Raw genomic sequence first — 17,335 nt, forward strand, 5'->3', positions numbered from 1 at the left:
CGTTAATGCAATGAAGGATAGACGGCGCCTTCGAAAAATCCAGAACGGGAAGAACGATTGAAGCCAGTCTACAGGCGCACATACGAGCGCTACGCCCGCTCGTTCGGGCTGACGTCGCACGGTCGACGCAAGCTCCGTCGGGAGATTCGTCGGCATGACACGCTCATCCGCCGAGCCCTGAAGCGGTTCACGGGGATGAAACTGAAACCTGAAACCTTCGAGCAAGTGAAGGTTGCAATCTGCCAGGCGCTCCGGGAGGCGTTGCTATGAAGGTCGACATCACGGAAAACGGGACGCTGACGATCGTTCCCGGCTCATCGCTCGAAGCGTTTGCGCTGAAGAAGTGGGCGCAGGCCGTCGACTGGAACGGCGCGCACGATGCGGGGCTTCGGATGGTCGTCTCGACGTCGGAGTGCGTCGAGCCGCCGCTCGGAAGTGTGGACGCATCTGGGGAGAGGCGCGACGGCATGATGCCGACGTGGATCTTCGATCGGATGGTGAAAGCGCTTCAACCGGCATGGGACTACATTCAGGATCATCCGGATCAGTTCAGCGCTCGGCCCGGTGACGATAAGAATGTGATTCTCGTCGATTTCTTCATGAGGCAAGTCATGGGCAAGCGGGATCGTACGCGCGATGTCGGTGTGATGGCGAAGGCGATATTCGGTGCCGCCGTCGGCGAAGCGATTGTCGAGCCGTGGGCCTTGGCGGGTGCGGCTTACGACGCCCTCTATGCGGAAGCGGAAACGCGCGCATGAGCGAACTCGAAGAGACGCAGAAGGACGCGCGAGCGTTTCGCCGTTTGATGCATGAGGCTGGTGACGATCGCGGCGAGTATGTGCGAACCGTGGTCGTATCGCCGCGGTTTCGCCCGAGTATGTACGCTGCCCGTGCGCACGACCAATCGCCGATCGATGTCAAGTGCGGTGAGGTGATGCGCTCGACGATCAAATGGGTAAATGCCGGGGATATGCCGACATTCGGCGATTACCTGCGCTCACTGAGGGAAGGTAACGTATGACGGAAGAGAAGACATTCACGATCGCGCAGCTTCGTGAGGCGGTCATCCTGTGGGAAAGCGACGTGCGAGCGAATCCGGACGCCTTCCAGAGCGCGGAAGACACGCGGGCCGAGCCGATCGAGCAATGCGCCGACGCCTACATGGTGTGCATCGGCTCGTATCTCGACAAGGTAGCGACGCAATGACGGGCCATCGCATCGTATGCGCCGCGAACCGGAAGCGATTCACTGGAGAGGTCGTGCTCGGCCTGCGCCATTGGGACGCCTTCATGCATCGGATGGATACGGAAGGCGATCCGGTCGATCAGGGCTTCATTGACAATGAGGGGCGTTTCTTGGGGCGCGTCGAGGCGTGGAAGGTTGCAGAAGCTGCGGGGCAGATCGTTCGCCGCGTTGGTGGTGACCACGTAGACGGCGGGACGCTTTACTCCGAGAACCTTTACTGATGGGCGATCCAATGACGATCACTGTCCCGCACTGGCTTGTGCTTCTCGGGTGGTATTGGCTAACAGGGAGTGCGCTGCGTGCGGGGTGGTTATCCGGTGGATGGCTGTATGGGCGCGTATCGGTGTGGAGGAAGCGCAAATGACTATCCATATTCCCAAGTGGGCGCTGTATGTGGCGACGTTCATAGGCGGGTGGGTGTGGGGATTGGCGCATGCCGCGTTGAATCGAGCCACGAACAACTAAGGGACGGCTATGACGCAAGCAAAGCAGCGCGAATCGTACTGGCACGGTTCGATGCATGAATGGTTCGGGCTGACGTATGCGGCGTATCTCGTCATTCCACGCACGTTGCTACAGGGAATGCCTGAAGAGTGGCAAGCGAAGTTCGCTGCGTTGCTTGATGAGTGTCGCGAAACGTATGACTCCAGTCAGATTGCGGATAACTACCGGGTGAATCTGGTAGAGGGTGGTCGATTCGTGCGCGATCCTCTCCGCGACTACCGGCATCCGCCCGCATTGCCGTACAGGGAGAGCCCGAGCGAGAACGGAGTGCCTGCCCTCCCCGCATAGGGGGGGTGTCTTGGGTCCTCCCTAGGGGGAGGGGGCATCGAGGGCAATTGCGCACCGCGTACTTCCTCCAGCTACAAACTTCCAAATTTGGTTTCAAGTTTCAATCTGAGGTTTCAATTTTGACGCTCGTCTCCAAGTCAGAATTCGCACGCATGCATGACGTTTCGCATACGGCGGTCAGCAAGTGGCAAAAGTCCGGATGGCTTGTGCTGCAAGGCTCGAAGGTGGATGTCGAGGGTTCGAATGCGAAGCTCGCGAAGTATCGGGATTCCGGCGACGCGCGAGCGACGCGGGGCCGCGAGCAGGTTTCAACCTCGGAGAAAATTGAAACCAAATCTGAAACCAAAGTTTCAAGCAAGGTTTCAAAAAAGGTTTCAGCCAAGGTTTCAAAGTCGGCGGGTGCAACGCCCGCCAAAAGCGCCGAACCGGCGCCCGGTTCGTTTGACGATGAGCCGCTCCTTTTGCCTGGTGAATCGGCTGAAGACGCCGCCGATCGGCTGACCTCGAATCTCGATTTCGATGTCGCGACAACAACCATCGAAGAAGCCCGTCGGGTCAAAGAGGTCTATCTCGCGCTCCTGAATCGCCTCACCTATGAGGAGAAGTCAGGCGCGCTCATCAGTCTTGATCTTGCGCGGACCGTGCTTTTCGAATGCTCGCGAGCGTCGCGCGATTCATGGCTCAACTGGCCCGCTCGCGTCGCGCCGCTCATCGCTGCGGACCTCGGCGTCGAGGCGGACAAAATGACCGAGATTCTGACTGAGCATGTACACAAGCAAATCGCATCGCTCGGCGAGCCAGAGGGGGATTTCACGGCATCCTAGAGCCGAAAAGATTCGACGGGACTTCCTAGCCGGTTGGACGCCTCCGCCGCGTATCAGCGTCCCCGAGTGGGCGGATCGATACCGCAAGCTCGCCAAGGAGGCCGGGAGTACGTCGGGGAACTGGCAGACGTCGACCGTGGAGGTCGCCCGCGGGGTCATGCTCGCAGTGACCGAGCCGGGTGTCCACGTTGTAACGGCGATGGTCAGCACGCAGCTTCTTAAGACGGCCCTCCTCGAAAACGTATTTGGGTACTTCGCGCACCTTGACCCGTGCCCGATGCTCCTCCTTCAGCCGAAGGAGGCGGCGGCGGAGCAGTTCAGCAAGGAGCGCATTACGCCGATGATCCGGGTCACGCCCGTCTTGCGTGACCTCATCGGAACGAGCAAAAGTCGCAACGCCGACGAGACGCTCCTCTATAAATCCTTCCCCGGTGGCTTTCTCGCGCTCGCGGGCGCGGGTAGCCCCGACAACCTAGCGCGGCGCCCCGTGCGGGTCATCCTCGCCGACGAAATCGACAAATACCCGATTACGCGTGAAGGCGATCCGATCATCCTCGCGGAAGAGCGGACGGCTACCTTTGGCGTCAATTGGCTTTCGGTGCGCGCTTGCTCGCCGACAGTCGAGAACGAGTCGCGCATCGAGGCAAGCTACAAGGATTCGGATCAGCGTCGCGCGTCCGTCGCGTGTCCGCATTGCGGACATCGGATGTTCCCGGACTTCTTCAAGCATGTCGACTGGAAGAAGGACGAGCGCGGCGTCCACCATCCGAAGACGGCTCGCATCTATTGCGAGCATTGCGGGTGCGAGTGGTCGGAAGGCGATCGCCTTCGCTCGCTCTCGACGGTCCGATGGCATCAGTCGCGCGTCTTCGAGTGTTGCGGGCAGCGGCATGTCCCGCTAGAGGACTATGAGCGCGGATGGCGGGCACCCGAAGGCGCGCAGAACGGCGACAGCGGCGCCGCGCTTCAGCAAGTATGGGATTGGTGGGAGGGGCCGCGTCATGCGGTCTATCGCGCAAAATGCCGCGTTTGCGGTGCATGGGGCGTCGACAACTCTCACGCCGGATTCCAGGCGTCGAAACTTTTCAGCCCGTGGCAGAAGGACAAGCCGTCCGACATCGCCGACAAGTGGCTCAAGGCCGCAGACGACGAGGACAAAAAACAGGCTTGGTTCAATACGCAAATGGGCATGCCGTACCGGCCTCATGCCGGGAAGGAGATTGATCTCGAAGCGCTCGCGGCTCGCGGTGAGCGTTGGCCTTCGCGCGTGCCGTTTGGCGTTGGTGTGCTGACGGCGGGCGTCGACGTGCAGGACGATCGCCTCGAAGTCGAGGTCGTCGGATGGGGCCGCGATGAGGAGAGCTGGTCGATCGACTACGAGACGTTTGTCGGCGATCCGGGTTCGCCTGAAGTGTGGAATCGTCTCGACGCCTACCTCCTGAAAAACTGGTATCGCTACGACGGTCGCGAGTATCACATCGAAGCTGTCTGTCTCGATACGGGCGGTCACCATACGGAAGCCGCCTATCAGTTTGCAAAGGCCCGACTCGGGCGACGCGTCTACGGCATCAAGGGAGAGTCCGCCAAAAACGGGAAGCGTAGTCCGGTTTGGCCGACGAAGAGGCCGACGCAACGGACGGCGAAGACCTATCAGCCGTTCATCATCGGCGTCAACTCGGCGAAGGATTCTATCCGCAATCGCCTCCAGAAAGAGACGCCCGGTCCCGGCTACATGCACTTCCCGCACGACCGGGACATCAACTATTACGCGCAACTGACGTCCGAGCGAATCCTCATCAAGGAGACGGCGGGCGTGCGGTATCGCGTGTGGGACTTGCCTCCCGGCAAGCGTAACGAGGCGCTCGACTGTCGCGTCTACGCCTACGCCGCGCTATCGAGCCTTCTTCATTTTGGATTGCGCCTTAACCGGCTGGTCGACGACCTCTCCGAGGTCCTGAAGGGTAGCGCGCCTGTCGAGGACGACAAGCCCGAATTCAAGCTGACGCAGCGCGGGCCGTCCGTGACAGTCGTCGGGGACAGCGCGCCCGCGAAGTCGCGCGTCAGCATGCTCGCGTAACCACAAGGAAAAACCGAATGGGTGTCTACGATGGATTAACTACCGCACAACTTCAAACCCAGTTACAGGCGCTTCAAAACGCCTATTTCGCCCTCTCAACGGGTCAGCAGGTCGCGAGCGTGAGCTATGCGCAAGGTGACGGATCGAAGTCCGTTACGTACCGGCCCGCCGACATCCTACGGCTTCAGGCAGACATCGCGCTCATTCAGAAGAAGCTCGGTCTCTCGCATGGTCGTCGACAAATCCGGTTTGCGATGCGATGACAGATCAGGTTCGAATTCTCGGGGCGAATGGCTCTCCGTTGCCTCCGAGCCGACCGTCGCGCGCCTCGATGCTCGCCGGTAGGCAAAACACGCCATACGATGCCGCCGACATTTCCGGCGGTCACATGCAGGACTGGAATCCCTACGTGTGGTCGCCCGACGGCGAAATCAACATGTTCCGCGACCGCATGGTATCGCGGGTGCGGGACCTCGTGCGTAATGACGGGTGGGCGTCCGCGGCGGTAACGCGAACGCTCGACAACGTCATCGGGCCGAACTTCAGCCCGACGTCTCAGCCTGACTATGCGGTCCTTCAGGCGATGAGCGGAAACAAGAAGTTCGATCACAAGTGGGCGGAGGAATGGGGGCAGGCCGCGTCGGCGAACTATCGCGCGTGGGCGAATGATCCCGGCAAGTACTGTGATTCGACGCGGTTTCAGACGGTCCCGCAAATGCTCCGCCTGGGCTTTCGTCACTATCTGGCGGACGGCGAGGCGATTGCGCGGGATCACTGGATTGAGGAGCGCGTCCGCCGCGGCGGGGCGCGGTATGCGACGGCGGTCGAGATTGTTGATCCCGACCGCCTGTCGAATCCTCAACTGAAGTTCGATCAGCAAAACATGCGCGGCGGCGTCGAGGTCGATGCGCGATGGACGGCGGTCGCATACTGGCTCCGCGAGGCGCATCAGGGCGACTACTTCAGCGCGGCGAAGAGCGTCACATGGGAGCGCGTCCCGCGCGAAACTAGGTTTGGTCGACCGCTGCTGATCCACTATTTCGACCGCGAGCGCGCGAATCAGCATCGCGGCGTCGGCTTCCTGACGCCGATCGTCAATCGCCTGAAGATGCTCATCAAGTACGATTCGACCGAACTTGATGCGGCGATCATCAATGCGTTTTTCGCGGCTTACATCGAGAGCCCATTCGATCAGGAACTCGTCGAGGGTGCGCTCGGGCAGTCGACGAAGATCAACGCCTATCAGACGGAACGCGCGGAGTATCACAAGCATCGGAAAACCTCGTTGGGCGACGTCGGGATGACGATGCTCTATCCCGGCGAGAAGATCGGATCGGTTTCCGCAAACCGTCCGAGCGGCAATTACGACGGGTTCCAGAGCGCAATGCTCCGCAACGTCGCCGCCGCGACCGGTCTCGCCGCTCAGCAGATTAGCCAAAACTGGGCGGAAATCAATTACTCGTCGTTCCGCGCCGCGATGCTCGAAGCGTGGAAAACCTTCCATCGTCGCCGGTTCGACTTTGTCGTCGGCTTCGCTCAGCCGATCTACGCGAACTTCCTCGAAGAATCGGTCGAGGTCGACGACTATCCGATGCCGTCGAGCGGCGAAATCCCGGCCTTCATGGAGGCGCGGGGCGCCTACTCGCGCGCGCGCTGGATGGGTCCGGGTAAGGGATACGTCGATCCTGTGAAGGAAAAGCAAGGCGCGATTCTCGGGCTTGATGCCGGGATGTCTTCGCTCGAAGACGAATGCGCGGAACAGGGTGTCGACTGGCGCGAGGTCGCTGACCGTCGCGCAATCGAGCAGGAGTACTACCGCGAGCGCGGTCTCCAGCTTCCCAACTGGAACAACAATCCGGCGAACAAGGCCGATCAGCCCGAGGAGGTTCATTGATGCGGTTTGGACATTTGGCGCAACGGCTATTCAATACGCCGATTGCGATCCGTCCGGAAAAGGCAGAGGTCATCATGGCGTCCCTTGCGGAGCGCCTCGGTATCTCGAAGATGATCCGGCTCGACGGCGCCGAACTCGCGCTGACGCCCCATGCGTTCGGCGGGGAGTTCTCGCAGAAAGGCCGGGACTCTGTCGAAGGGTACTTTAACGTCGGCGGCGTCGCGGTCATTCAGGTCGAGGGGACGCTCGTTCAGAAGCTCGGCACGCTGGAGCCCTATTCCGGCATGACGGGCTATGACGGTATCCGTCAGAACTTCCTCACGGCGCTCGGCGATCCTGACGTCAGGGCGATCGCCTTCAGTATCGACTCGCCGGGAGGCGAGGTCGCGGGGTGTTTCGACCTCGTCGACATGATCTATGAGGCGCGCGGCGAGAAGCCGATCGCCGCAATCCTCGACGAAGGGGCGTATTCCGCTGCGTATGCGATCGCAAGCGCGGCGGATGAAATCTATGTTCCGCGCACGGGCGGCGTCGGCTCGATCGGCGTTATCTCGATGCACGTCGACTGGTCGAAAGCGCTGACGCAATCAGGCGTCAAGGTGACTTTCATCACATACGGCGAGCGAAAGGCCGACGGGCATCCCGAAATTCCGCTCTCCGACGAGGCGCGCGCGAGCTTTCAGACCGACATCGACACGATGGGCGAACTCTTTGTCGAGACCGTCGCGCGCAATCGCGGTCTCGCGGCGTCGAAAGTGCGCGCAACACAAGCAGCGACCTATCTCGGCGAGCGCGGCGTCGCGCTCAAACTCGCCGACGCGGTCATGTCTCCCGATGCGGCGTTCGCAGCGCTGTATTCAAAGCTGAAGTAACCACAATCTCAGGACAAAAGATGAGCAAGTTTCTTGCGGCGCCGTTCGCGTCGCTGATGGGCTATGTCAAACCGAAGGGCGCGCGCGCCGAGGATGACGAGAACGAGAAGGACAAGAACGCCAAGGGCGCCAAGGCCGAAGACGACGACGAAAAGGACGACAAGAACGCCAAGGGCTCGAAGGCGAACGACGACGACGGCGACGACGCCGACGCCAAGTCGGAAGACGAAGACGACGGCGCGACTGACGCCAAGGGCGCCAAGGCCGACGACGAGGAGGACGACGACGCCGCGAGCGACGACGCCGCCGAGGATGACGACGGCGACGACAAGAAGGACTCGAAGGCGAAGAAGGCCGCGAAGGCGGAGCGCGATCGATGTGCTCGCATCATGTCGCACGGCTTCAAATGCGGTCGCGCGGAACAGGCCGCGGTCTTTGCATTCGATACCGGCATGTCGTCCGCTGCGGCGATCGCCGCGCTCAACGCCGCGGGCTCGGCGGCGCCTCGCAAGCCGCAAGGATCGAGCCTCCGCGACCGCATGAACAGTGAGCCCGCGCCGAAGCGCGTCGAGGGCAAGCAAAGTTCGGGCGCAAGCTCGGCGGCCGAGCGCATCCTCGCGGCGGGCAAGAAGCGCCGCGGCGAGCAGTAAAAACACAGCATCCATTCTGGAGAGTAAATGTCTCTGAGCATTATCAGCACGGGCGACAACTCGGCTCAGCCGTTTGTGCGTGCCGAAACGTATGTCCCGGATCAACTCATCGCGGGCAATCTCAAGCTCGTAACGCAGCCAGTCGTGATTTCCGCAGGAACGCTCGCGCGCGGGACCGTCCTCGGTCAGGTGACGTCGTATGGAACCATCGCGACGAAGGGCGCGGCGAACGTCGGTAACGGCACGCTCGGCGCGATCAGTCTCGGCGCAACGCCTCTGATCGGGAATTACACGCTGACCGCGAAGACCGCAACCGACTTCGGCGTCGTCGATCCCGAGGGGAATGTCCTCCCTGACGCAACGGTCGGCACGCCCTATACGGGCTCGGCGATCAATTTCACGCTGACCGCGGGCGGGACCGCATTCTCCGCTGGCGACGCCTTTACCCTGGCTGTCGTCGACGCGATCGGGACCTTCGTCGAGTGCGTGAAGACGGCGTCGGACGGCAGTCAGACGCCGGTCGGCGTGCTCGTCGACTACGCCGACGCCTCGGCGGGTCCGGTAACGAGCGCCGCGTATGTGATGGGCGAATTCAACGCGCGTGCGCTGATCTATGACCCGTCGTGGACGATTTCCACTTTGGTGACCGCGCTCCGTCCCTACGGAATTTTCGTGAAGTCGTCGGTCTCGGCTGCTGACCCGAGCTAACGCGGCTCGCCACTCCGGAAGAACCCGCCTCGGCAGGTTTTTTTTCGTCCGGAAAAACACAATCTCATTAGGAGTTCGAGGTAATGTCCTCGCTTGTTTACGATACCAATACGCTGATTCAGGTCGTCCCGAACCTGAAGACGTCGCAAAACTTCCTGTTGGACCGCTTCTTCCCGAATGTCGTGATGGCGGATTCCGAGGAAATCTCGATCGACGTCGACGTCGGTAAGCGCCGTATGGCGCCGTTCGTCTCGCCGCTGCATGAGGGGAAGCTCGTCGAGCAGCGTCGCTACCAGACGAACACTTTCAAGCCTGCCTATATCAAGGATAAGCGGGCGCCGGACCTCCGCAAGCCCGTCCGCCGCATGATCGGCGAGCGCATCGGCGGCGAAATGACCGGTGAGGAGCGCGAGGCCGCGAACCTTGAAGCCGAGCTGACCGATCAGATCGACATTCTCAACCGTCGCCTCGAATGGATGGCCGCGCAAGTGCTTCAGACCGGGACCGTGACGGTCTCGGGCGAAGGCTTCGAAACGGTCGTCGTCGACTTCGGGCGCGATCCGTCACTGACGGTCTCGCTGACTGGCGGTCAACAATGGACGATCGCGAACGTCGGGACCGATCAGGCGCCCGGCTCTGTGTCGCCGTCGGGCAACCTGACGACCTGGGCGCAGCGCATCCTGAGGAAGTCAGGCGCTCAGGTGACGGACATCGTCTTCACGCTCAGCGCGTTCGAGGCGTTCAAGCTCGACCCGGAAGTCCGTCGCGTTGGCATCACTTTCCCGACGCTGTCGCCTTTCGGTAACGCGGTGAATCCGGCTGTTGCTCCGGTCAAGGGCGCTATCTACATGGGCCGGTGGGCGCAGTGGGACCTGTGGGTCTACAGCGACTGGTTTGTCGACGAAGACGACGTCGAAAAGCCGATGATTCCCGACGGCGCGCTCGTCATGTGCGGCCCCGACATGATGGGGACGCGTGCCTTCGGCCAGATCATGGACCCGCGCTTCTCCTATGAAGCGATGCCGTATGCGCCGAAGACGTGGGTCGAGGAAGACCCGGCACAGCGCCTGATCCTCATGCAATCGGCGCCGCTTGTCATTCCGAGCCGCGTAAATGCGTGCCTCTTTGCTCAGGTCGTGCCTGGCGTGGCGGGCGCGTAATGACAGTGACCGTCAAAACTGAAAAGGCGACGGTCGCGCCGGGGCGATCGATCGAGGGACCGGGCCGGAAGCTCTATCTTCCGGGCGATGAAATCGAACTGTCCGCCTCAGACGTAAAAGCGCTCCGCGCGAGCGGCTTCCTTGTCGACCCGAAGGCGGCGGCGGTCAAACGTGGAAACGGACCGGAATTCGGCGCGTCGCGCCGTCCGGTCATTCGGCGCGTCGGCGGATGATTGATTTCGACGCGCTCGTCAATGGCCCCGCCGCTACGGCGTTCGGCGAGCCGTTGACCTATCAGCCCGCCTCGGGCTCAGCGTACCCGATCACCGGCGTTTTCGCTGAGCCGTACCGTCGACAGGAATTCGACGGCGACGGCGCCGCTCATTGGGTCACGGTCGCTCCGTCCGTCGGTCTCCAGCAATCGCAACTGAAGGCGCCCGTCGCGAAAAACGATCGCATCACGCGGACGAAGACGGGCGAGACCTATCTCGTCATCGAGCCGCAACCGAACGGTATCGGGTGGCTCAATCTCAAGCTGAAGGAGGCCGCATGACGACCTCTGCTCAACTGCGCGCGATTGCCGTTCAGGCATTGACCGGGACGACGGTCGCGGGCGCAAACGTGTTTTCGCCTCGCGACATTCCGTCCTGGGATCAGACGTATCCGATGCTCATCGTCACGGCTGGCGATGAAGACGGCGACGGCCTCGGGCGGAATGGTCCGCCTCAGTTCAATGTGACCTCGACGCTGAAGGTCGTCGGGCGTGTCGAGCAGGAGGCGCAAAACGACGACGTCGGCGCCGCCCTCTGTTACGCAGCGCTCGAAACGATCCGCGATCAGGTCAAGGTCGCCGTCATCAACTATCCGGCGCTGATGTCGCAGCTTCAGCAGTTCTCGTTCTTCCGCTCTCGTATGGAGGTCGGAGGCAAGGAGGACAGCGCTTTCCATCAGGGCCAAGTCGTCATTGAGATCGGCATGGAGTTCTTCCAAGGCCCCGACGACTTCTATCAGCCGCCGACAGCCGCCTTCGAGGAGACGGACGTCTCAGTCCCAGTCGCGGACGGTACGCCGCAGCAAGGCGCGGTTATCACGCTCCCGCAATAGGACAAACCATGAAAGTTAAGCCTGCTCCGGGGCTCAAGGTCCGTGACCCGGTTCTAAAGGACTACTTACCGATTGAAGGTCGGGAAGTGGAGGACATCGACTTCTATTACACGCGACGCCTTCGCGACGGAGACGTCATTCTCGTCGACGACGCAGCGTCCGCAACCGAAACGAAGGACGCTGACTAATGGGAAATATCTCGTTCCCGAATATTCCGCAAAACATCCGTGTTCCGCTCTTTTACGCGGACCTCGATAACAGCAAGGCGAACACGGGCGCGACGACTCAGCGCGCACTCATCATCGGGCAGATCGCATCGGGCGGAACGGGTGTCGCCAATACGCCCGTCATTTCGCAGGGCATTGGCGACGCGAAGTCCGTCGGTGGAGTCGGCTCGATGCTCGCGCTGATGACGTCGGCATATCGTGCGGCAGACAACTTCGGCGAGGTCTGGTATCTGCCGCTCGCTGATGATCCGACAGCAGTCGCCGCGACAGGCGCGATCGCTTTCACGGCTCCGGCGACTGCGACGGGCGTGCTGTACACGTATATCGCGGGCCAACTCGTGACGATGACGGTGACGGCTTCGCAGTCAATCTCTCAGCTTGCGACGGCTCTCGCGGCGGCGATCAACGCGGCGAGCGATCTTCCGGTCACCGCAGTCGTCGATGCAACGACGACGAGCAAGGTCGACTTGACCGCGAAGAACAAGGGCCTCGCCGCGGGTGACATCGACATCCGTCTGAATTACCGCGGGGCGCTCAGCGGCGAATCGACGCCGACGGGCCTCGCGTTGACGATCACGCCTATGAGCGGTGGAGCGGTCAATCCGTCGCTTACCGCGGGCCTCGCGAACCTGCTCGATCAGGAATTCGACTTCATCGCGCTTCCATACACGGATGCGACGTCGCTCGCAGCGATCGCGTCGTTCCTGAGTTCGAAAACGGGCCGTTGGTCGTGGTCGAAACAGATTTTCGGGCATGCATTCGCGGCCTATCGCGGGACGCTGGCTTCCTGCACGACCTTCGGGGCGACGCAGAACTGCGAGCATTACTCCGTGATGGGCTTCTACGACTCGCCGTCGCCGTCGTATGTATGGGCGGCTGACATCTGTGCGACTGCCGCCGTTGCGATTCGTGCCGATCCGGCCCGTCCGCTTCAGACGCTCGCGCTGTCGACGGCTCTCGCGCCTCCGCTCGCATCGCGCTTCGCGCTGACCGACCGCAATACGCTGCTTTGGGACGGTATCTCGACCTTCACGGTCGCCCAGGACGGCACTGTCGCGCTCGAAAACGTCATCACGACCTATCAGACGAACAGCTACGGTCAGGCGGACAACAGCTATCTCGAAGTCGAGACGATGACGACGCTGACGTATGTGCTTCGACAGCTCAAGCTCGCGATCACGAGTCAGTTCCCGCGCATGAAGCTCGCGGACGACGGGACGCGCGTCTCGCCGGGGACGAACGTCGTGACTCCCTCGATCATCAAGGGTGCACTCGTCGCGCAATACAAGGAAATGGAGGATGACGGCTTCGTGCAGGACAGCGCGACGTTTGCCGCAAACCTCATCGTCCAGAAGAACACGACGAACCCGAATCGCGTCGACGTCGTCTATCCGGCGGTCCTGATCGATCAGCTTCGCATCTTCGCCCTGTTGATGCAATTCACCCTTCAATAACGCCGTCTAACCGACGCAAAGCCGCCTAGCGCGGCTTTTTTCATTTGTGGAGGCAGCTTTGAGCCTGCTTGCTGGTACTGGATCGGTCACGGTCGACGGTACGACGTACATGGTCGAGGGCGACGTCAAATACAAGGTCTCGACTAAGAAGCGCGAGTCGTTGACCGGGTATGACGGCGTCCACGGCTACAAGGAATCCTACATTACCGGCTCGATCGCACTTCGGTTCCGCGATTCGGGTGGACTTGTGGTCGCCAATTTCAACAACATGACCGACGTTACGGTCGTGCTGACTCTCGCCAATCAGAAGGTCGTCACTGGAAAAGGTATGTGGTCCGTCGACGATCAGGAAGTCGACGCAATGGAAGCAACCTTCGACGTTCGTTTCGAAGGCCCGAGCGTGACGGAAGCCCCATCGAGCTAAAGAAACATGGAAGACGAAAAGATCATCGTACTGAAGAAACCGATCACGATCGGCGACCTCGAATATCCCACGCTCACCTTGCGCGAGCCGACGGCGGGTGAACTGGAGCGGGCGACCAAGGGCGGGAAAACCGGCCTGACGATGATGATCGACCTGATCGCCATGATCGCGGGCGTTCCGCGCGTAGTTATCGAAAAGCTCCCGAGCCGCCAACTTACGGAGGCGAACAAGTTCATCGAGGGTTTTACCGACGATGGCTCGGAGGCGACCTCGACTCCGGAGTCTGGCGAGACCGCGTAGCCGAGGTCACGAAGTATTACGGATGGGGTCCTAACGATGCGTGGGGCCTCCCGCTAAGCCGCCTGACTTGGTGGCACGAACAGGCGCTTAGGTTGCGTGCTTCGGGGGCTATGTAGTGGCGAACAATTTTACGATCACGATCAGCGCCGTCGACAAGGCAACTGATGTCGCGCGCAAGGTCAATAAATCGCTCGCGCGGATTACTGATCCGATCAACAAACTCGGTAAGGAAACGAAGGCCCTCGGAGATCACTTCAGCGTCATCGGAAAGATGACGGGGATCACGCAGATCGGCAAGGGCTTCACAAAACTGAGCGGTTCGGCGGTCAATGCCGCGCGTAGCGTGGCGAGTGTGGTGACGCCGATCGCTGCGCTTACGGGCGCGGGAACAATTGCCGGGATCGTTGCGCTCGCGACGGCGTTCGGAAGGACGGCAACGTCCGTCAAGAATACGGCAGGCGTGCTAGGCATGCCAACGCAGCAGTTACAGGCATATACGGGCGCGGCTCGCCTCGTCGGGCTATCGTCCGACGACATGAGCGCTGGCCTTAAATCGCTCGGAAACGTCTTCGAGGACTCGGTCACGGGCCGGAACCTAGAGGCAGCGGGCGCGATGAATCAGTTCGGCATCGAGGTCCATCGCCTAAAGAATGGATCAATCGACACCACTCGTGCGCTGAAGGACATCGCAAGCGTGATTCAAAAGATGCCGAACGCGCAGGCGCAACAGAAGTTCGCGAGCATCTTCGGCGTCGAGCAGCTTCTTCCGATGCTCCAGAAGGGCGGCGAAGGGATCGACAAGCTCGTCGACAAGGCGAAATCGCTCGGGGCCGTCATGACGCCCGAGCAGATCGCAGCGGGCGAGCGATACAACGAGCAGATGGTCGCGCTCGATCTTCAGGCCGACAAGCTGAAGGTCACTTTCGGGAATGCGCTCGCGCCCGCTGTCGAGAGAGTCGTCGGCGTGGTCGGGCGCCTCGTCGACAAATACGGCGCGGTCGTCGGGACAAAGATCGCCGAATACGCCGAGCGGCTCGCGAACTGGATCGACAGGACGGACTGGGCGAAGGTTGCGAACGACGTCGGTTCGTTCCTGGACAAGATCGGCGGTGTCAAGACCGTTGCGATCGCAATCGCGGCGATCACATTCGCGACGCCGATCGCTGGAATCCTCTCGATGGTGACCGGCCTTGTTCGACTCGCGACGTTCGCGATTCCGCTCGCGATCGCTGGCTTCGGGCGCCTCGGGAAGGCGAAGGTCGCGGCGGATGCGGCGGGCAAGGTTGCGGAAGCGGCATCCGCCGCAGAAGGCGCGGCAGACGCCGCGGGCGCCGCTGCTGGTGCAGCGGGGTCAGCCGGAGCGGGCGAAGCCGCCAAAACAGCCGGAAAGGGCCTTCTTGGGCGTGTCGCCCCGTGGGCTGTCCGTCTCGGCTTGCCATTGTGGCTGATGACGCACTCGGAAGGGCTGAATACGGGCGAGGATGCTTACCTCGCGAAGCATCAGGCGGCGCCGGGTGCGACTTGGCCTGGTGACTCGGTTCAAACGCAAAACACCGACGCGCAGAAGGAAGGCCCCTCGGCGCTCTTCGCGGACCTCGAATCGAAGTATTCGCTTCCGAAGGGGCTTCTCGACAGCGTCTGGAATACGGAATCGAGCCGCGGTAAAGGCTCGATGGTCTCGCCGAAGGGCGCGCAAGGGCATTTTCAGTTCATGCCCGACACGGCTCGCGCGTATGGAGTTCATGACCCGTTCAATCTGCGCGAGTCCGCGACGGGCGCCGCGAAGATGTACTCGGACCTGTTGCGTCAGAACGGCGGGAGCCTTCCACTCGCGATCGCTGCGTACAACTGGGGGCAAGGAAACCTTTCGCGCAAGGGTATGAGCAATGCGCCCGCGGAGACGCGCGACTACGTCCGGAAGGTTATGGCGGGCATGTCGGGAGGGGCTTCGAGCCTCGCAATGTCGACGCCGATTTACGCGCCTCCGCAACAAAGCGCAGCGCAGGATGCGCCGGATCAATCTACGGCGTCTGATCCGATGTCGGCAATTCAGCATATCTACGTGGAGGTTGATTTGAAGAACGCGCCTCCGGGGACGACGGCGCGCGTGCGGCCGTCGGCAAACGTAACGGCGTCCGTCAAGATCGGGCAATCGTCTGTCGGGGGTGAGCAAGTATGAGCCTGACCTCGACTCTCGGGAACTTGTCCGCCGCCTCGCGCGCGGTCGGGTCCCTCGCCTCGACGCTGTCGGGCGGATCGTTCGCAAGCAATCTTCGCACGGCGAGCTTTGGCGGAGTGCCGTTCGGGATCGAGGGCGTTACGACCTCGGGCGGGCGACGTGTGAGCATCCATAGTTATCCGTTCCGGGATACGGTCTGGATCGAGGACTTGGGGCTTCTGCCGAAGGTCTTCCGCATCAATGGCTTCCTGATCGAGAACAGCGCGATCTATGGTGGCGGAGGCGTTGTCTCTCAGGCAAACGCGCTCCTCGCGGTGTGCAACTCGCCTGGCGGGAAAACGTTCGTCCATCCGACGCTCGGCACGGTCCAAAACGTGACCTGTATCGAGCCGCTCCAGATGAACGAGCGGAAGGACCTCGGGCGAGTCTTCGAAATCGGCTTGACGCTCATGCAGGGCGGCGCGCGCGTCTATCCGAAGGCGTCCAATTCGACCGGCGATCAGGTCCAGTTGTCGGGGCTCGCGGCGGTGGCCGCAGCTCTGCTCAACTTCGCATCCAAAGTCGCGAGCTATGTCACATTGGGCGTGTCGATCGTGAATCAAGCGATTTCGACGGTAACGAAGTGGTATTCGATTGTGAAATCGGTTATCGCAGACGTGAAGGCGGTCATTGGCGTGGTTTCCTCGCTAAGCGGCAATTACGGACGTTACTCATCGGGAGCGAATTCGGGATACGCGAAATCGAACGCGAAAGCAGCTTCGAGCGCGACGGTAGCGAGCCTACTGTCCGCGGCGGTCACGCAGCGCACGGCGGTCGAGACTGCGGGCGCGAGCATGGTGAGCGCAGCCTCGTCGGTTAGCGATACGGATGCGTTTTCAAGCGCGATAACTGCCGTCGTTGAAGCTGTCGCCGCAACGGCGACCGACCCGGCAGACGCGGTTCGCATGCTCTCGACGCTCGCTGATTTCTATCCGGATGACCCGACAACGTCTTCGGTCATTGGCGATGGAATGGCCGGTATGCAAACCGCAATCGGTGGGCTAGTGCGGACTACAGTCGTCGCTCAAATGGCAATCGCTTCGACGTCATATCAGCCGTCGTCGGCGGACGACGCCGCGTCGGTCCGTGACTCTATCGTCTCTCTCATCGACGACGAGGTTACGACTGCGGGCGACGCGGGTGACGACGAGACTTACGCTGCGCTGCGAGCGCTTCGCACAGCCGTTATCGCAGACCTCAACAGCCGAGGCGCAAGTCTTCCCGCTATGACGACGTTCTCCTTCGCTTCGTCGCTCCCCGCGCTTTCTCTCGCCTCCCGGATGTATCGCGACGCGAGCCGGGCCGACGAAATTGTCGCGGAGGCCAATCCTATTCATCCGGCCTTCATGCCGACATCGTTCGCCGCCCTGGCGACGTAACCTGATG

At 61.5% G+C, this 17,335-nt stretch carries 22 protein-coding genes and 1 pseudogene; all 23 read left to right on the plus strand.

Features of this window, described 5'->3' with window-relative positions; translation table 11 throughout:
* Nucleotides 1-266: 266 nt before the first annotated feature.
* The 23 genes and pseudogenes from HV773_RS04015 to HV773_RS04120 all read left to right on the plus strand — a co-directional run bounded on the left by HV773_RS04015 (nt 267) and on the right by HV773_RS04120 (nt 17,328).
* The gene (locus HV773_RS04015; protein WP_175194278.1) at nt 267-758 is read left to right on the plus strand and encodes a hypothetical protein; all 492 of its coding nucleotides are present in this window, start codon (nt 267-269) and stop codon (nt 756-758) included.
* Nucleotides 755-1,021, plus strand: a complete 267-nt coding sequence (locus tag HV773_RS04020; RefSeq protein ID WP_175194280.1) for a hypothetical protein — start codon at nt 755-757, stop codon at nt 1,019-1,021. Before HV773_RS04015 ends, HV773_RS04020 begins: the two co-directional genes overlap by 4 nt.
* Entirely contained in the window at nt 1,018-1,206 is a 189-nt protein-coding gene (locus HV773_RS04025; protein WP_175194282.1) for a hypothetical protein, read from the plus strand. Before HV773_RS04020 ends, HV773_RS04025 begins: the two co-directional genes overlap by 4 nt.
* Nucleotides 1,203-1,466 carry a Y16D family protein gene (locus HV773_RS04030; protein WP_175194284.1) on the plus strand — a complete coding sequence of 88 codons (264 nt, stop codon included), beginning with the start codon at nt 1,203-1,205 and terminating at the stop codon, nt 1,464-1,466. The genes HV773_RS04025 and HV773_RS04030 overlap by 4 nt, the downstream gene beginning before the upstream one ends.
* A 253-nt stretch (nt 1,467-1,719) precedes the next feature.
* Nucleotides 1,720-2,037: a hypothetical protein gene (locus HV773_RS04035; protein WP_175194286.1), complete on the plus strand. Its 318-nt coding sequence runs from the start codon at nt 1,720-1,722 to the stop codon at nt 2,035-2,037.
* A 47-nt stretch (nt 2,038-2,084) separates the two neighbouring features.
* Nucleotides 2,085-2,861, plus strand: coding sequence for a hypothetical protein (locus HV773_RS04040; RefSeq protein WP_246282190.1), 777 nt, complete (start codon nt 2,085-2,087; stop codon nt 2,859-2,861).
* Complete coding sequence (locus HV773_RS04045; protein ID WP_175194288.1) at nt 2,803-4,938, plus strand: phage terminase large subunit family protein; 2,136 nt, start codon at nt 2,803-2,805, stop codon at nt 4,936-4,938. Before HV773_RS04040 ends, HV773_RS04045 begins: the two co-directional genes overlap by 59 nt.
* Nucleotides 4,939-4,955: 17 nt before the next feature.
* The gene (gene gpW / locus HV773_RS04050) at nt 4,956-5,201 is read left to right on the plus strand and encodes a gpW family head-tail joining protein (protein WP_175194290.1); all 246 of its coding nucleotides are present in this window, start codon (nt 4,956-4,958) and stop codon (nt 5,199-5,201) included.
* A 125-nt stretch (nt 5,202-5,326) separates the two neighbouring features.
* Complete coding sequence (locus HV773_RS04055; RefSeq protein WP_246282197.1) at nt 5,327-6,832, plus strand: phage portal protein; 1,506 nt, start codon at nt 5,327-5,329, stop codon at nt 6,830-6,832.
* On the plus strand, nt 6,832-7,704 hold the full coding sequence (locus HV773_RS04060) for a S49 family peptidase (RefSeq protein WP_175194292.1): 873 nt from the start codon (nt 6,832-6,834) through the stop codon (nt 7,702-7,704). The genes HV773_RS04055 and HV773_RS04060 overlap by 1 nt, the downstream gene beginning before the upstream one ends.
* Before the next feature lie 20 nt (nt 7,705-7,724).
* Complete coding sequence (locus tag HV773_RS04065; RefSeq protein WP_175194294.1) at nt 7,725-8,354, plus strand: hypothetical protein; 630 nt, start codon at nt 7,725-7,727, stop codon at nt 8,352-8,354.
* 27 nt (nt 8,355-8,381) lie between these two features.
* Entirely contained in the window at nt 8,382-9,062 is a 681-nt protein-coding gene (locus HV773_RS04070) for a head decoration protein (RefSeq protein ID WP_175194296.1), read from the plus strand.
* Nucleotides 9,063-9,145: 83 nt separating this feature from the next.
* Nucleotides 9,146-10,222: a major capsid protein gene (locus HV773_RS04075; RefSeq protein ID WP_175194298.1), complete on the plus strand. Its 1,077-nt coding sequence runs from the start codon at nt 9,146-9,148 to the stop codon at nt 10,220-10,222.
* Nucleotides 10,222-10,455, plus strand: a complete 234-nt coding sequence (locus tag HV773_RS04080) for a hypothetical protein (RefSeq protein WP_175194300.1) — start codon at nt 10,222-10,224, stop codon at nt 10,453-10,455. The genes HV773_RS04075 and HV773_RS04080 overlap by 1 nt, the downstream gene beginning before the upstream one ends.
* Nucleotides 10,452-10,775, plus strand: coding sequence for a head-tail joining protein (locus HV773_RS04085; protein WP_175194302.1), 324 nt, complete (start codon nt 10,452-10,454; stop codon nt 10,773-10,775). The genes HV773_RS04080 and HV773_RS04085 overlap by 4 nt, the downstream gene beginning before the upstream one ends.
* Complete coding sequence (locus HV773_RS04090) at nt 10,772-11,326, plus strand: ATP-binding protein (RefSeq protein WP_175194305.1); 555 nt, start codon at nt 10,772-10,774, stop codon at nt 11,324-11,326. Before HV773_RS04085 ends, HV773_RS04090 begins: the two co-directional genes overlap by 4 nt.
* A gap of 8 nt (nt 11,327-11,334) precedes the next feature.
* On the plus strand, nt 11,335-11,514 hold the full coding sequence (locus tag HV773_RS04095) for a DUF2635 domain-containing protein (RefSeq protein ID WP_175194306.1): 180 nt from the start codon (nt 11,335-11,337) through the stop codon (nt 11,512-11,514).
* Nucleotides 11,514-13,007, plus strand: coding sequence for a phage tail sheath subtilisin-like domain-containing protein (locus HV773_RS04100; RefSeq protein WP_175194308.1), 1,494 nt, complete (start codon nt 11,514-11,516; stop codon nt 13,005-13,007). The genes HV773_RS04095 and HV773_RS04100 overlap by 1 nt, the downstream gene beginning before the upstream one ends.
* A 58-nt stretch (nt 13,008-13,065) precedes the next feature.
* Complete coding sequence (locus HV773_RS04105) at nt 13,066-13,431, plus strand: phage tail tube protein (protein WP_246282200.1); 366 nt, start codon at nt 13,066-13,068, stop codon at nt 13,429-13,431.
* Between the two features lie 6 nt (nt 13,432-13,437).
* Nucleotides 13,438-13,731, plus strand: a complete 294-nt coding sequence (locus HV773_RS04110) for a phage tail assembly protein (protein WP_175194313.1) — start codon at nt 13,438-13,440, stop codon at nt 13,729-13,731.
* Nucleotides 13,732-13,846: 115 nt separating this feature from the next.
* Complete coding sequence (locus tag HV773_RS04115; RefSeq protein WP_175194315.1) at nt 13,847-15,910, plus strand: transglycosylase SLT domain-containing protein; 2,064 nt, start codon at nt 13,847-13,849, stop codon at nt 15,908-15,910.
* Nucleotides 15,907-16,269, plus strand: a pseudogene (locus tag HV773_RS37460) (DNA circularization N-terminal domain-containing protein); the annotation flags it as partial. The gene HV773_RS04115 and the pseudogene HV773_RS37460, both read left to right, overlap by 4 nt.
* Before the next feature lie 81 nt (nt 16,270-16,350).
* Nucleotides 16,351-17,328, plus strand: coding sequence for a hypothetical protein (locus HV773_RS04120; RefSeq protein ID WP_246282202.1), 978 nt, complete (start codon nt 16,351-16,353; stop codon nt 17,326-17,328).
* Nucleotides 17,329-17,335 lie beyond the last annotated feature (7 nt).

Source organism: Paraburkholderia caffeinitolerans, assembly GCF_902859945.1.
GTDB lineage: Bacteria > Pseudomonadota > Gammaproteobacteria > Burkholderiales > Burkholderiaceae > Paraburkholderia > Paraburkholderia caffeinitolerans.